Source organism: Mesorhizobium ventifaucium, assembly GCF_935822925.1.
Classification (GTDB): domain Bacteria; phylum Pseudomonadota; class Alphaproteobacteria; order Rhizobiales; family Rhizobiaceae; genus Mesorhizobium; species Mesorhizobium ventifaucium.
The window spans coordinates 189,416-205,300 of record NZ_CAKXZS010000003.1; the positions used below are offsets into that span (position 1 = coordinate 189,416).

Annotated in this window: 10 protein-coding genes and 2 pseudogenes; 4 read left to right on the forward strand and 8 right to left on the reverse strand. The window is 60.9% G+C overall.

The genetic code is table 11. The annotated features are described in order from the left end of the window. Positions 1 to 14: 14 nt before the first annotated feature. Positions 15 to 299, reverse strand: coding sequence for a DUF2218 domain-containing protein (locus tag NMG70_RS02790; RefSeq protein ID WP_254023109.1), 285 nt, complete (start codon positions 297 to 299; stop codon positions 15 to 17). A 159-nt stretch (positions 300 to 458) separates the two neighbouring features. Between NMG70_RS02790 and NMG70_RS02795 the strand changes: the two are divergent. Next, positions 459 to 2,167, forward strand: a pseudogene (locus tag NMG70_RS02795) (ABC transporter ATP-binding protein). A gap of 182 nt (positions 2,168 to 2,349) precedes the next feature. On the opposite strand, the gene NMG70_RS02800 reads toward NMG70_RS02795, so the two are convergent. Continuing rightward, a complete protein-coding gene (locus NMG70_RS02800) occupies positions 2,350 to 2,616 on the reverse strand; it encodes a DUF680 domain-containing protein (protein ID WP_254023110.1) in 267 nt (88 codons plus the stop codon). 730 nt (positions 2,617 to 3,346) lie between these two features. Continuing rightward, positions 3,347 to 4,729 (reverse strand): FAD-binding oxidoreductase, encoded by a 1,383-nt coding sequence (locus NMG70_RS02805; RefSeq protein ID WP_254023111.1) that lies wholly within the window; start codon positions 4,727 to 4,729, stop codon positions 3,347 to 3,349. 328 nt (positions 4,730 to 5,057) lie between these two features. Between NMG70_RS02805 and NMG70_RS02810 the strand changes: the two genes are divergently transcribed. After that, positions 5,058 to 8,747, forward strand: a complete 3,690-nt coding sequence (locus NMG70_RS02810; protein ID WP_254023112.1) for a PAS-domain containing protein — start codon at positions 5,058 to 5,060, stop codon at positions 8,745 to 8,747. 69 nt (positions 8,748 to 8,816) lie between these two features. Continuing rightward, positions 8,817 to 9,527, forward strand: coding sequence for a response regulator (locus NMG70_RS02815; protein ID WP_254023113.1), 711 nt, complete (start codon positions 8,817 to 8,819; stop codon positions 9,525 to 9,527). A 400-nt stretch (positions 9,528 to 9,927) separates the two neighbouring features. Here NMG70_RS02815 and NMG70_RS02820 read toward each other — a convergent pair whose 3' ends face one another. From NMG70_RS02820 to NMG70_RS02830, 4 genes are all read right to left on the reverse strand, one after another. Then, positions 9,928 to 11,649, reverse strand: coding sequence for a tetratricopeptide repeat protein (locus NMG70_RS02820; protein ID WP_254023114.1), 1,722 nt, complete (start codon positions 11,647 to 11,649; stop codon positions 9,928 to 9,930). 16 nt (positions 11,650 to 11,665) lie between these two features. After that, positions 11,666 to 12,604, reverse strand: coding sequence for an alpha/beta fold hydrolase (locus NMG70_RS02825; RefSeq protein WP_254023115.1), 939 nt, complete (start codon positions 12,602 to 12,604; stop codon positions 11,666 to 11,668). Between the two features lie 323 nt (positions 12,605 to 12,927). Further along, a complete protein-coding gene (locus NMG70_RS32605) occupies positions 12,928 to 13,149 on the reverse strand; it encodes a YjiS-like domain-containing protein (RefSeq protein ID WP_367185482.1) in 222 nt (73 codons plus the stop codon). Between the two features lie 712 nt (positions 13,150 to 13,861). Further along, positions 13,862 to 14,647, reverse strand: coding sequence for an HAD family acid phosphatase (locus NMG70_RS02830; RefSeq protein ID WP_254023116.1), 786 nt, complete (start codon positions 14,645 to 14,647; stop codon positions 13,862 to 13,864). Positions 14,648 to 14,903: 256 nt separating this feature from the next. Here NMG70_RS02830 and NMG70_RS02835 point away from each other — a divergent pair, with 256 nt between their 5' ends. Continuing rightward, on the forward strand, positions 14,904 to 15,335 hold the full coding sequence (locus NMG70_RS02835; protein ID WP_254023117.1) for a dihydrofolate reductase: 432 nt from the start codon (positions 14,904 to 14,906) through the stop codon (positions 15,333 to 15,335). A gap of 316 nt (positions 15,336 to 15,651) precedes the next feature. Here the strand turns inward: NMG70_RS02835 and NMG70_RS33180 are convergent. After that, positions 15,652 to 15,885: pseudogene (locus NMG70_RS33180) on the reverse strand (hypothetical protein); the annotation flags it as partial.

Below are 15,885 nucleotides of genomic sequence, written 5' to 3' on the forward strand. Positions count from 1 at the left end.
TCGAAAACGACGCTTCAATCGCGCCAGGCCAGCGGCTGGAGATTTTCGCGGAAGGCGAACCGGACGAGATGCGATTCGATGACCTGCTTGGTCTCGGTCAACGCGTCGGTGTCGGCCGCTTCCACCATTATGTCCAGCGCTTCGAGACCGGCATTCATGGTAGCCGTGCCGCAGGAGAACCGGCACTGCCCATGCCCATCGCCATAGGCGACCTCGACCTTGTGCGCGAAATGCTTGCAAAGCTGCTGGAGATATTTGCCGGCATTCGGCGTTTCGCAGCGCGTGATTGCAGTCAGCATGGAGACCTCATAATATGATGTTTACACTCCACTTATCGTAAGCTATCCGTTCGGACAAGTCGGCGTCACTGAGCAATCGCCGCAAGAAATGCCTGTAGCGACAGCCCTCGCATAGCCCTGCTCCTGGCAGGCCAGACCTTCGAACAGAAAAGCGTCCCGATGCTGCGTAGATTTTTCGCCTACTACCGCCCCTGGAGGGGTCTGTTCATCCTGGATTTCTGCTGCGCGGTCCTGTCTGGCCTGCTCGAACTCGGGTTTCCGATGGCCGTCAAGCTGTTTGTCGACGAACTGTTGCCGACTCAGCAATGGCTGCTGATCCTTGCTGCGTCGGCCGGCCTGCTCGCCATATACGTGGTGAACACCGGACTGATGGCGGTCGTGGTCTACTGGGGCCATATGCTCGGCATCAACATCGAGACCGAGATGCGCCGGAAGAGCTTCGATCACCTGCAGAAGCTCTCGTTCCGCTTCTATGACAATCATAAGACCGGTCACCTCGTCGCCCGGGTCACCAAGGACCTGGAGGAAATCGGCGAGGTTGCCCATCATGGCCCGGAAGACCTGTTCATCGCGATCATGACGTTCATCGGCGCCTTCGCGCTGATGTTCCTGGTCAATCCGCAGCTTGCGCTGATTACGGCGGCAATTGTGCCGCTGGTCGCCTGGGTGACAAGCCGCTATGGCGCGCGCATGACGCGCAACTGGCAGGCGCTTTACGGTCGGGTCGGCGATTTCAACGTTCGCATCGAGGAGAATGTCGGGGGCATGCGGGTGGTGCAGGCTTTCGCCAATGAAGACCACGAGCGCAACCTGTTCGCGCGTGACAACGCCAGCTACCGCAAGACCAAGCTCGATGCCTATCGCATCATGGCCGCCAGCACGTCGCTGAGCTACATGAGCATGCGCTTGATCCAACTGGTGGTGATGATCGCCGGAAGCCACCTCGTGCTTCGCGGCGAACTTTCCAGTGGCGGCTTCGTTGGATTCCTGCTCCTCGTCAATGTGTTCTTCCGGCCGATCGACAAGATCAATTCGGTGATTGAAACCTATCCGAAAGGCATCGCCGGATTTCGCCGCTATGCAGCCCTCCTCGACACTGAGCCGGACATAGCGGATCGGCCCGGTGCATTTGACGCACCGATACTCAAAGGCGCCATCAGCTACCGATACATCAGCTTCGGCTATAGCGGCGAACGGCCGGTCTTGAAGAACATCAATCTCGATATCGCAGCAGGACAGACCATCGCCTTCGTCGGGCCATCCGGCGCCGGCAAGACGACGCTGTGCTCGCTGCTGCCGCGTTTTTACGAGGTCGACAGCGGCGCCATCACCATCGACGGTCTGGATATCCGCGATATGACGCTGGCCTCGTTGCGCGGCCAGATCGGCATCGTGCAGCAGGACGTGTTCCTGTTCGGCGGCACGATCCGCGAGAACATCGCCTATGGCCGGCTGGACGCGGTCGAGAGCGAGATCGTCGAGGCGGCGCGCCGCGCGCGCCTCGACGATCTCATCGCCTCGCTGCCGCAGGGCCTCGATACGACCATCGGCGAGCGCGGCGTGAAACTTTCGGGCGGTCAGAAGCAGCGACTGGCAATCGCGCGTATGTTCCTGAAGAACCCGACCATCTCATCCTGGACGAGGCGACTTCGGCACTCGACACGCAGACCGAGCGGGAGATCCAGCAGTCGTTGGCAGAGCTTGCGCAGGGCCGAACGACACTGGTGATCGCGCACCGGCTGGCGACGATCCGCAATGCCGATCGCATCGTGGTGGTCGCCGATACAGGCATCGTCGAACAGGGTCCGCATGATGAACTGGTGGCGCGAGGCGGTGCTTACTCACGACTGGGCGCGGCTACGGACTGACGACGCAGCTCTCAAAGCTGAAGCCGAGGGGAGTTCTACTGAAACGCACCCATCGGGCTGCGCAACCCCAGCTGATGCCCGATCGGGTGCTCCGGTCGAAGCCGCCGCAACCGCTTTCCAAGCGGCGGGCGAGCCCGCCGCTTGGAAGTCGAAATCTCGACCGTGCCGGCCGAACGCTGTTGTCAGCGCCCCCAGATCCCCTGTCCATAACCCGGTGCGGGGATATCGAAGATCGAATTTCCTGCCGAGGTCGGTGCGCTGTCGGTCGTGTCGACACTCGCTGTGCCGCGCGGGTCGACCGCGTAGCCGTTGTCGGACACCATCGAATTGTGACCGGTCTTCGGATAGAAGGAGCCATGGCTGTAGTCGGAGCCATAGTGGTCGCTGCCGGCAAAAGCCATGCCGGAGGCAAACAGGAAGGTGGCAGTGGCAAGAACGATCCTAAGCATTTCAATTCTCCATTTTGAGGGTTAGCGTTTGGCCTCGACGCGCCGTGCCCCGCACCGCATCGATGAGGCCGTCTTTTTCATGCCCTTTGGGCAAACCGACCAACCGCTATCCTCCTGGATTTGCGGCGGCAGGTTGTTCAGCGCACGGTCTCTCGTTGCGTTCGTGCGCTGTTCGGTGGGCTGCTCAATGGCAGCCGAGATCATCACCAATCGGCAGCGTCAGCGCGGCCTGTACGAATGGCGGCTGTTCGCGATCAGCCGTCGCGTAGCGGGGTTGACGTCTGCCCCTTGTCGATAATGGGGCTGTATGAGCCGGCGAGCCCATTCATGGGCCGGATGGTTTTGGTCAACAAGGCTCGCGCGGAGCCGGTCGGGGAAATCGTATGAAGTAACTGGCCTATGCATTTTTAACCTCAGGTTTCGGAGCAAAAAATGTCGACCCTCGCCAAGACTAGATGTTCGGTTTTTGGCTCTGGATATTTGGTTTCGCCCGCTGAATCTTCCGTGTCTTCGGTTCTTATTGTCATACACCGCTTCCGTTTCAGGCGTTTTTCTATAGTGTGGTAGGAGTGTTTCGTTTGTTTCGGCGGCACGCGCGAGGGGCGGGCCGCATTTTTTGGATGGTTGTGGTCCGGGCTCGACAAGGTTGCGAACTCTGGCGCGCAGCCGACGCATGCCACAGGCCTGTCCGCCTCGGCGCGACCCAAGGACGGACAGGCTCAGCCTCGGCTTACGGCTGGATGTTGTGGTTGACGCGGAAGAGGTTCGCCGGATCGTATTTGCGCTTGACCGCGACGAGCCGCTCATAGTTGGCGCCGTATGCGGCGCGTACGCGCGCTTCGCCTTCATCATCCATCATGAAGTTGATATAGGCGCCACCATGCGGGTTGTGCTTGTGAACCGCGGCCCAATACTCGCTTGCCCAGCGCCTCAACTCCGGCGCCTTCGTCGGGTTGGGGTCGATGCCGGCGATAACCATGGACCAACGCGCTCGCCGCGCTCCCCAGGCGGTGGCGTCCGGAGCCACGTCCTGGACCGCTCCGTCGATCGGGTAGAGATGCATCAGCGACAGCTCGCTCGGGGTCTTCGAGCCGTGCTCGGCATGGGCTGCGATGGCTGCATCGGACAGCTCGTCGACATAATCGCCCTTCCAGTACCACTGCAAGCCCTTCGGCAGCAGCGGATCAAACAGTGCCTGCAGATCGACGAAGGGCATCTGCATCATACCGTCCATCAGAGGCCTGGGAAGCGCGTCGCGCACGGGCTGCATCGCCCGGATGCCGTCCTCCTCCGCGCCGTTGTAGCAACTGATCAGCGCGCAGACGCGCCTTCCCCAGATCTCGCGCGGGAAAGGGTCGCAGGAGGGCACCGTCTTGATGCCGAAGAACATCCCGAGCTCTCGCGGCGCTCCGGGCAGGAAGTCGCGGTACCAGCGCATGATCTCTGCGGCATGTTCGATGTCGAAGAAGATCGGCCCGGCATAGACATCCTTCGCCGGATGCGCCTGAAATGTGAAGCGCGTCACGACGCCGAAGTTGCCGCCGCCGCCGCGCAGCGCCCAGAACAGATCCGGGTGTTCGTCTTCACTTGCCGTTACGACGCTGCCGTCGGCCAGCACGACCTCGGCCGCAAGCAGATTGTCGATGGTGAGGCCGTGTCTGCGCGTTAGATGGCCCGTGCCGCCGCCCAGCGTCAGTCCGGCGATGCCTGTGGTCGAGACGAGGCCCGCCGGCACCGCCAGCCCATGAGCGCCGGTGGCGCGGTCGACATCGCCTTGAGTGCAGCCGGCTTCGACGCGGACCGTGCGAGTCGTGGGGTCGATATCGATCCGTTTCATCGGCGACATGTCGATGACCATTCCGCCGTCGCAACTGCCGAAGCCTGGACCGTTGTGGCCGCCGCCGCGAATGGCAAGGAGCAAATGCTTCTCTCGGGCATGATTGACTGCCGCGACGACGTCGGCGACCTCGGCGCAGGGGACGATCCAGCGCGGCCGCTTGTCGATCATGGCGTTGTAGAGCCCGCGAGCCTCTTCATAGGCCGGATGTTTTTGGTCAATAATGTTGGCGCGGAGCCGGCCGGGGAAATCGTACGAAGTTATTGGCTTATCCATTTTGAACCCTCAGGTTTCGGAGCAAGACGCGTCGGCAACTCGCCAGGACTAGATGTTCGTCCTGGGCGCTGGATATTTGCGTTTCGCCGGTTGTATCTGCCGCATCTGCGGCTCTTCTTGTCATACACCGCCTTCGTTTCAGACGTTTTTCTGTGGTGCGGTGGGAGTGTTTCGTTTGTTTCAGCGGCACGCGCGGCGGCGTCAGCTGGCGAAGACTCCCATGCGCCGAAACAGTTGAAACAAATCACGCAGCGTCTGAGTGTGTGCTGAAACAAAGAGGGGCTATTATCCGCCCTCGCGGGATCACCGCGAACAAAGGGAAACGACCATGCGGCCTGATAATCCGGTGCCATCCACACATACAGGCTATGCGCTTTTTGACGCCAACAGCGTTCTCGTCGACAGCAATCCGCAGATATTTGGAAACCAGCGGCTCGACCGCGGCGAGAAGCAGCCGATGGACGCCATTGCCGCCGTCGCCGAAGCCCTCTCACATCTAAGGAGTTTCGACGGCCGCCCAATTGAGCCGGGCAACGCATTTGTTGAAAGCGCCGCGGCGCGATGGACGCAAATCGACGACGCTCCAGTTGAAGCTCAGACATTGGATGGCCGATGGAAGTTGCTCACCGCACATCCTCGGCTTGATGGCGGCATGGCCCTGGTAAGCGTCGACATTACCGACATGAAGCGAGCGCAGATTGCGCACCAGGAGAACGCCGAGATATTCCGCTGCATCACCGACAGTCACCCGCTGCCGGTTTGGGTGGTGGACTCGGGAAACGGGCAGATCCTCTACGAAAGCCTTGATGCGTCGAACCTGCTTGGCCGAAAATGGACGCCGAACGAGCCGCAATTCCTGACGGATCATTTCGTGAATTCTGGCGAATTCGATGAAATCAGTTCTCTCGCCAGCAACAGCGAGATCGTCCGGGATCACGAAATCCAGCTCAGAAACACAAGCGGATCGGCCGTCTGGTGTTCGACCAACTGCCGTCGCGGCGTCTACGGCGGACGCCCCTCGCTCATCATCGGGGTAGTGGATATCACCGAACGCAAGCAGCGCGAGGATCTGTTCGGTTTCCTGATCAAGCATCATCCATTGCCGGTATGGATGAACGACGCAAGTTCGGGGGAACTCATCTACCAGAGCAATGCTGCCGAACGGCTGCTTGGATGGAGCAAAAAGGCGCAACGCGAGACGGTGCGGCTCGGCGATTACTTTGTCGACCCCGAGAAGCACCGGGAAATCAATCGGGAGCTCATGCAAAAGGGCGTCGTCGAAAATTGCGAAGTGCTTCTCAAAAGACCCGACGGCCAGGAGTTCTGGGCCACGGGCAATCTCAGGATCGTCGAGTTCCAAGGGCGGCAAGTGGTTCTCGCCGGCATCGCCGATGTGACCAAGCAGAAGAAGCGTGACGGCGAAGTCGCTGCGGCGCGGGAGATGCTCGCAGACGCCGTTGAATCACTCTCCGAGGGATTCGCACTGTACGACGAAGATCATCGCCTGGTCATGTGCAACAGCCTTTACCGCGAACTGAACCACCCGGTGCGGGATCTCATTGAACCGGGTGTGGAATGGAACGAGCTCCTTCGCGAATCCGCCAAGCGCGGCGTATTCCGCAATGCGGTTGGGCGCGAGGATGAGTGGCTCGACGAGCGGATCCAAAGCCGGATCGAGTTCCACTCCCATTTCGAGGTCCCCCTCTCCGACGGCAAATGGCACTCGGTATCGATACATCCCACCGATCTTGGCGGCTTCGTCGTAACGCGCGCCGACATCAGCGAGCGCAAGAAGGCCGAGGCTTTCGAGCGCGACGCCACGGCACTGCTGCAAAAGGTGCTCGATGCCTGCCCTTCGCCGATACGCATGACCACGTTCGAGGGAGAAACGCTCTACCGCAATCCTGCTACCAGAGATCTCTACGCAGACCGTCCTCGGATAACCGACCACTATGTCGATCCAGACTGCAGCGCGATATTGGAGCGCACTTTGATCGAAAAGGGCCGGATCGACGATTTTCGGGTCCAGCAGTACGACACCGAGAACAAGGCCTTCTGGGCTTCGATTTCCGCTCGCCTGATCGATTTCCAGGGAAGGCAGGTGATCGTGTCGAACACGACTGATATCACCGACATGCTCACCGCCCAGCAAGAAACGCGCAAGGCGAACGAGCGGCTGATCGACGCGATCGAATCTCTGGCCGAAGGGTTTGCCCTCTACGACAGGAACGATTGCCTGGTGCTGGCCAACAGCAGGTACCGCCAGATGCACGCGATAAGCGCGGATGTGCTCGTTCCCGGGGTGAACTGGTTCGATTTCCTCCGCGTCACCGCAGAGCGCAACCAGTTTCCGGTTCCACGCGACAAGATCGACGACTGGCTTGCCGAGAGGGCAAGGGACCGCCGCGAATTCCGGCAACAGGAATTCCGTCATACGGACGGGCGTTGGTTTTTCGTCTCGAACTGTCCGACCCGCGAAGGCGGGTTCGTGGTCACCCGTGTCGACATTACAGAGCGCAAGCGGGCCGAGGAGGCCGCCAAGGAAGCGGATGAACTGGTCCGAAAAGTCCTCGAAGCCTGCCCCGTCAACATCCAGATGACCCGCGCGCATGACGGCAAGCTGCTTTACCGCAGCCCCGCCACCGTTGATCTGCTCGGCGACGTCACCAGCGCCGTTGACTATTATGTCGATCCTTCAGAGCGGATCCGATACGTCGAGCGGCTGCTCGCGACGGGGTTGGTCGACGATTTCGAAACCCAGCTTAAACGCAAGGACGGTGGAACCTGCTGGTGCTCGATTTCGTCTCGACTGATCGATTTCCACGGTGAGAAGGTGATCGTTTCCCACGCCTACGATCTCACCGACCGTATCGAAATGCAGCAGGAATTGGAGCGGCAGCGCGAGACGCTGCACCAGAACGAAAAAATGTCGGCGCTCGGTGGATTGCTGGCCGGGGTGGCGCATGAGCTCAACAATCCGCTCTCGGTGGTGCTTGGCCTGTCATCGCTGTTGAAGGAGACCGCTACCGACGCCAAGGTCGTTGAACGCGCCGACAAGATGAGCAAGGCAGCCGAACGCTGCGCCAGGATCGTCAAGACTTTTCTGGCTATGGCCAGACAGCAGCCGACGCGAACCTCAAACGTTGCGATCGATGACATCATTTCCGAAGCGGTCGAAGTGGCGAGCTATTCGATTCGATCGTCGGACATCGGGCTTTCAGTTCATCTTGAACCTGGTCTTCCCCCAATCTGGGCGGATCCCGATCAGCTTGGCCAGGTGCTGATCAACTTGCTTGTCAATGCAGAACAGGCGTTGCACGGCTGGGAAGGGCGACGGACAATCACGGTTTCAACGCAGCTGCATCCCAAAACCGGCAACATAGTCGTCAGCGTTGCCGACACGGGTCCGGGAATTCCCAAAGAGATACTTCCCCGGATTTTCGAGCCGTTCTTCACAACGAAAGAGATTGGGGCAGGAACCGGGATCGGGCTATCCTTCTGTCATCGGATCGTTCAATCCCATGGGGGAACCATCGAGGTCGAATCCCCCGAGGGGGGTGGCTCGACCTTCATACTTTCGCTGCCTGCTTCGGAGCGTCTCGACGAAGGAACCGAAACGGCCGAAGACGAGCTGCCGAATTCAACCGGCATCGCTTGTCTGGTGGTGGACGACGAAGAGGAAGTGGGTGAGCTGGTTGCTGAGGTGCTCAGGCGTGATGGTTTCAACGTCACCATTGCCAGATCCGGCGAAGAAGCGCTGCTGCACCTCAAGAACCGCACTTTCGCGCTGATCCTGAGCGATCTGAAAATGCCGAACATGGACGGAAGGGGATTGTTCAACCAGATTGCCAAGCTCCATCCGGCCGAGCTCGACAGGTTAGCCTTCCTGACGGGGGACACGATCAGTCCGGACGCGCAGATGTTCCTGCGCGCCGCGAAACGGCCCTATCTTGAGAAACCGATCAAACCTAACGAGCTCCGTTCGTTTGTCTCGAATCTGGTCAACAACAATACTTGACAGATCCGTGGATTTGCACGTCACTTCAGGGGCAGCTTATCCATTAGGCTAGTTGCTCGGTGGTCGATTTTGACGACGCACGCACACGTAGTTGTCTGCGATGACGAACCGGATATCCGCGACACGGTGGCGGAATATCTGGAGCATCATGGCTATGCCGTGACGACGGCCAACGCGGGGCCTGCCCTGCGTGACCTTATTAATAGCCAGCACGTCGATGTGGTCATATTGGATATCCGAATGCCAGGCGAGGACGGCCTCTCCCTGGCGCGATATCTACGAGAGCACTCAGACGTTGCCATTATCATGCTGACCGGATCGGCGGAAATCGTCGACCGCGTTATCGGACTGGAGATTGGCGCCGACGACTATGTCGCGAAGCCCGTGGACCTGCGGGAGCTGCTGGCGCGGGTGAAGGCCGTGCTGCGCAGAACATCGGCGAGCGAACGAGCTGCGGAGAAAGCGGGTACTACGGGCCCTCACCAGGTCCAGTTCGGCAAGTGCCGCTTCGACCCGGACGCACACAAATTATACAACGCCGAGGGGGTCGAAATAGCGATCACCGCGATGGAGTTCCGGCTTCTGAAAGTATTCAGCGAACATCGCGGACGGGTGCTCAACCGCGATCAACTGCTCGAACTCGCCCATGACCGCGGATGGGATCCCTTCGATCGCAGCATCGACATTCGCGTTTCGCGCCTGCGGAAGAAAATCGAGGTCGATCCCTCCAAGCCGGAGGTGATCAGGACGATCCGCGGCATGGGTTACCTCTACTCCTGAGCGCGCCGCCCCTGGTGGACCAGCGCCTCATCCCTTGCGGCTTATGCGGTTTTGTGGCTCCAGGGGGATAGCCCCCTCAACCTCTGATTTTCGAAGTCGTCCCGCCGTCTCCGTGGAAAAATCGGTCCCGGCAGCGAGCTTGCAGATTGCGACGGTCTCGGCGCGCGCCGCCTCGCTCGCACCCTTTGCGGCGAAGGCGACGCCCCGCAAGCGTATCGGCCTGCTCAAGGCTCCGATGAAACTCATTCATTGCGCTTCTCTCATGTTATGCAAAGGTTGGAGAACGTCGTTTCGGATAGGCGCGGCTTGATTTGGCCGCGCCACCGTGAAAGCGGCCATCGTGAAAGCGAAGGACTCCTCCGCGATGGCGCTGCGCTCGCGTTTGCAACGTGTCCGGCTGCTAGAGCCGGCCGAGAGAAAGCAGCCTCTCATCGCCGAGCCAAGCTTTGGCAAATGCCGCCTTCGTGTCGGTGGTATCTTGGTTTCCTGCTGTCTGCGCCTTCAGCAGGCCCCACAACGCCCAACCGTTGCGCGGCGACTCCTGAAGCGCCTTTTCGAAGGCGGCGATCGCCTCTTCTGCGCGACCCTGCTGGAGGAGCACGGCACCGAGTGTCTGTCGCACAGGATAATACCAGTAGGACGGCTCCATATACGAGATCCCGTCCTGCAGGCGGATCGCTTCGTTCAGGTGACGCTCCGCCTCGACATAGTCGCGCTTGGCTTGTGCGATGCGGGCTTCGACGACGAACTTGGCGATCCCGAGCACGTCCTTTGCAGGGAGGTACTGCTCTTCAAGGCTGCTCATATCGGCTTTGTCGATGAGCTGCTCGATCGCTTCTGCTTCGGACGAAGCCGCTTCGAGATCGCCCTTGAAGGCGAGAGCCACACCGCGCGCATAGTGCCAGTAGCCTTTGACGAAGGGGAAGCGGTCACCTGGGCTGGGAAGTGCCAGAATCGTATCCGGATCGCTGAACTGGGCATGCGCGCTGAAGGGCGCGGCCTTGATTGCCTGTACCCATGCCAGTTCCTGCGAGACGTTGTCCGAGGTAATGGTGGCGAGCTTCTCCGCTGAGCCGATAACGTCGCCCCGTACGCCCGCCATCTGGGCCGAGACCATCAGATAGTGGACGTTGTGCGGGTAATAGCCGAAGCGATAGAGCGCACTCGCCGCTTCACCCGACTGTGCCAAGAAGGCTTCATCCGCCTTGATGGCATCGCGATTGACAGCAATCGAGTCGGCGTGACGACCGACCCGCGCATAAATATGGGCGGGCATGTGTACGAGATGACCTGCCGCCGGCATGGAGCCCCGCAAGCGGTCGGCCACGGCTTCCGCGCGCGACGGATCGGCAGAGGCCTCGACGGCATGGATGTAGAGATGCGCGGCTGCAGGATGCTTCGGATCGATTTCGAGCGCACGCTCCAGCGCGGCCACGATCTCACCTCCCTGTCCTTTGGGCGTCAGCCCGTCCGCCTCCCAATAGTCCCATGGCTGCAGGTTCATCAGCGCATCGGCATAAAACACGAGAATGTTGGCATCGTCAGGATAGGCCTTGGCCAAGTTGCCCATGGCTTCCGCCCAAGCCCGGTCGAGCGGCGGTCGGCTCGCCGTGGGGTTGGCGCCGTAACGCTTGGCCAGTGCGTCGATCAGCGCCCGTTCCTTGCCGCCAGTGCCGGCCTTCAGCGCTTCGGCCCGCTGGATCGCATCACGGGCAGGGGCTTTCGCCTCTTCGTGCATGGCATCGTTGATATTCGGCCCGAGCACGAAGGCTTCGCCCCAGTAGCACATCGCGCATTCCGGATCGAGCCGCTGGGCCTCCTGAAAGGAGCGCCGCGCCTCCGCGTGGTTGAAGCCCCAGGTGAGCCGCAGGCCTTGGTCGAAATAGGCCTGTGCCTCCTTGCTCTTTGTGGTGATCGGCATGGTGAGGTCGCCGAGCCCTTGGTAGAGCGGCGGTCGTTCGCCTTCGGTCGGTTTCCCGCTGCCTGCGGCATAGCTGACGCCAGGCTTGTACAACTCGGTCTTGGTCTGCTCGTGCGCCGATGCGGTCACGGCAAGCATCGAGCTGGCAAGCATCAAAGAACCGGCCAAGGCACGTAATGAAGTTTTCCTGTTGGACTGCATGTTCTTTTCCTTTCGGTCATAGTTTCTCCGTCGCTGAAGCGATGGCGCGTCCGCGGGAGGATGATTGGTGAAGAAATGCCGGCGCCCGCGGCTGCAGCGGGAGCCTGTTGGCTGCACTTGTCAGCGCCTTGGCGGCTTGTTGGGACGTAGTCCTGGCCTCGACAAACGCAGCGACATCCGAAGCGAAGCGAAGCGGCTCCTCCCAATGGATCGAGTGGCCGGCCCGGTCGTAGAGCGACAGCTGGGCGCCTGGAATCCGTGCGAGGAGCACGTCCTGATCCGAGCGCGGAAACAATGCATCGGCCGCACCCCACATGACCAGCGTTGGCGCCCGGATGAGTGCAAGCTCCGCCGTATGGTCGGCGTCCCTGAGCCCCCTCAACGCGTTCTTCCATATGCGAGCGGGGGTCTTGAGGCTTTCGTCGACGAAGGTTTCAAGAAGCGCGCGCGGGATCGGCTGCGCGAGCGTGCTGCTTTGAAAAGCAAAGGCGAAGTCCCTTTCGACGGGATCTGTGAAATGCTCAACCTCCCGCCAGAGCTCATCCACGCCAGCATTGCCCGTCATTGCCGGAAACGAGCCCTCGAGGACGAGCCCCGCGACCCGGTCGGGATGATCGATCGCAATCCGCTGCGCGACGAAACTGCCCATCGAGTGGCCGGCGATAACCGCGCGGCCAATGCCCAATCGGTCAAGCAGCGCCACGGCATCTGAAGCGAAATCTCTGGGGGTGAAGCCTTCGGCGGGTTTCCCCGCTTCGCCGTGCCCCCTTTGCGTGAACGCGATCGCGCGGACCGAAGCCGGGAACTTCTGCAGCACAGGCTCAAACGAACGCCAACTGTCCGTATATCCGTGCAGCAGCAGCAGCGGCGTCGCGGCGGGATTGCCGTGCTCAACGCATGGAAACGAAAGTCCGTTGTCGAGTCTGATTGTATATGATCTCAAATTGTCGCTCATGATGTCCTCCCTGAGGGCGATCTCGCCCTGTGTGATCCTTCTCAACCCGCTTCCGGGCAGTGGATGCAGATCTGTTCAATGTGTCGGTGATCGGTGCCGCAGCCGCCCAGATAGGCCTGCGCCAGCGGGTTGGCGGTGGTGACAGGGTAAGGAATGACTGCCGAGGTTTTCGAACAGCGGGACGCTTGTCGAATCCTCTGCAACCGCTGCCTTGGCCTGGCGATGCGGAACGCCCGTTTCATGGGCATTGGCGGCGGGCGCTGCCAGAAGGGCGGCCGCGCTCGCACAGGCCAGTAGCGGGAGCCTAAATGAAAGCTTTGGTTTCAGCCCGCCTTGTCTTCTTGGCCGCGCTTCAAGCCGCGGACCACCAAACCAATTTCGGACCGGCTGATCCCGATGTCCCTCAGGAAGGCATCGTCCATTGCCGCCAGAGTCCGTTCCGCCATACAGTGAACCCGGTAGTCCCGGAAAGAGCGGTAAGCTGCTCGCATTATCGACATTGCAACACTCCATTGATTGGCGCCGCGGGATGCAGCGGTTGCCATTGCATTTAAACCATCCCTGTTTCAGGCGTTTTTCCGCGCCGAACGCGAAGTGTTTCGTTTGTTTCAGCGCCGGGAGCGCTTCCCGCGCGGTTTGAATTCCGAGCTGCCGGAGTCGCGCGGGAACCCGCCTTCTTTCTTGGGGCTGGACGGTGAAACCGGCGTCCGCGATCAGCCACGCTGGCTCGCGCGTCAGATGGCAGCACCGGGAGCCAGCCCCTCAGTCCGACAAGATGCCTTTGCAGCGTGCTCGGGGATCTGAGTCTCACACCTGCCGCCCGCCGAGCTTCAGGACGCGGCGAACTCAGCCAGCGCGCCCTTCGGGTGGGATGCTACAAGGCGAGTGGATGACGACTACGGTCTCGGCCATAGCGTCACCCAGAACGTCTAAGGCAGGTTGAAGGTGGAGGAGGCATCGCCGGCGCCCTGCCCTTTGAAGTCGATGATTTGCCTTTCCAGGCGATCCGCCGAAACTTCTGCTACGGCAAAATTCTGCGAATTAGCTCCGTGCTGTTCAGGCCCGGAACGGCCCCAGAGATAATGCAGCCCGCCTACCGATCTAATCGCAGATTATCTGCTGCCTTCCGAAACGGCACAATGCGCCAATTCTGGATCTTCCCCAGTGATGCTGCGAAGGTTAGCGTGCATTTCGTTGGGCAGCGCAGATGGTTGCACGGCAAGGAGCCTAGCGTCCCGGCTTGCGCATTGCAGGCCGTCAGCGAACCCTGTAGAACGGATTCGGCAGCAGGAACAGCTTCTCGGCGTGTCCCCCAAACAGGTCGGATGGCTGGTCACCGACATTGGCAATGATCGTGTAGCCGGCCTTTTCGATTTCGGCTCTTATGGGTGCCTTGAAATCTGCGGCGGAACCATATTTGGCTCCAGGCTGGACCATGTAAAGTTGCTCATAGCCGGCATAGCCCGCCGATTGCAGGTTCTGTTCGGTTGCATGACGCTGGTCCTCCGGACGTCCGGTGATGAAGAACACTGCGACTTTCGCCGTTCGCGCCTGCCGGAAGACCTCCAGGACAGGGTCGATGGCCGGGTCCTTCGCGAGCTGGTCCCAGGCGGCCCAGCCACAGGGACCGTCGATTGCGATGTCGCAGGCGCCGCCGATCGGGCGGCCGAAATTGTCACGTGTGATCACTTCCCAGTTGGCCAAAGCCGTCTCGTCGATATCGAGCACCAGTGCGGGGCGAGGCACCTCCTTTGCGCGCTTGACGACCCAGTCGCCGGCCTGCTTCGCCACGGCGGCAACGTCGCGATCATATGCGCCGGAATCATGATAAGCGGCGGCCGCCAGCATCGCGTCGCCGACATTGGCTGGCTGAGACGGGCTTGTGAGAAGGAGCGAGCCGTCGGCACGCGCCGACCCAGGGACGTTTGTGCCAATCGTCAGCACGATTGCCCCGACGGCCGCACCACGCGCAAATCCATTCCAACTGATCGTCTGCATCACGAGACCTTGCGGTCGCGAGAAGTCCTCTGTCAAGCCAGGCAAGGCACAGGTCCTCGAAACCGCGACGCTGAATTAGAGGATTGCGAAACAACCGACGCGCGTCCTGAATGCGCCAATTCCATGGTCCGGCCGACGACGACACTCAAAACCACCTCCTCAACGAGGCGGTGGACCAGCCAACCGCAGCGGAGTAAGGGAGCGGTGTTCGAGGCCGTTCGGTCATCTTACGAAAGCGCGTGGCGCCGCATGACGTGCAAACGTTGCGAATGCGATCAGACCGGCTATCGGTGGAGCACTCATGAAGAAGACTGTCGTTAGAGTTGTGTGTGCCATCGGCCAAGCGGGGCAGCTCGGCCTCGAAGGAGGCCTTCCCTGGGAAGGCAACCGCTCGCCGGAGTTCGTCGCCGACGTCGCACGATTTTTCGAACTCACCAGAGGACACGTCTTGCTCGCCGGTCCCAAGACGACCGCGAGCGTTCCGGATTTTGCTCGCGCGGATCGGGAACTTGTAGTCGTTCGCTCCAGCATGGATCCCGAGGACACGCTCCAGCGCTTTGCGGGCCGCGTCGTCTTCATCGGCGGCGGTCCACCCGTGTGGGACGCCTATGCGCGCTTCGTCAGCCACTGGGATATTACGCGGCTGCCCTATGACGGGCCGGCGGACCGCTGGTTCGACGCAGGATGGCTTACGGCGGGTGGCGAGGTCGCCAGAAATCAACGCGACCAATGAAGGCTCGGCTCGTTTCGATCTGAGGAACACTTAGACCGCCTGGGCGACCCAGTTCCGGTCCGCATTTTACGCAACTTTGACCTGTAGCGGCTAAGTTAAAACGCGGCACTGGGCGCCCAGGTCGTGGGTCGCCTGAAGCGGCCGGGATCATCCTTGGCAGCGATAAAAGGCGAGCGCCAACGCGTTCCTCTTCGGCGGGTAGGCCTTCGAGGTCTTTGCTGGGTCGTCTGGGTCAATAAAAGGGGTTCCGCCCAACCCGGCCGTTTCGCGGCACCGCGGTGGAACGATCGCGGTGCCGTAGTCTGTACCCGCACACCTAGCAGTTCGCCCCAGTCTGCGGGTCGCACGCCTTGTTTTCTTGCTTCTGTGGTTTGGGCTCGGCCGCCTGTTCCGGCTCGGCCTGCTGCTGCTCGACGGCGGGCTGCTCCTTGGCCTTCGGCTTTTCAGGCTTGGCCGCCTGTTCCGGCTCGGCCTGCTCCTGCTCGGCGGCGGGCTGCTCCTTGGCCTTCCGCTTCTCAGGCTTGGCCGCCTGTTCCGGCTCGCCCTGCTC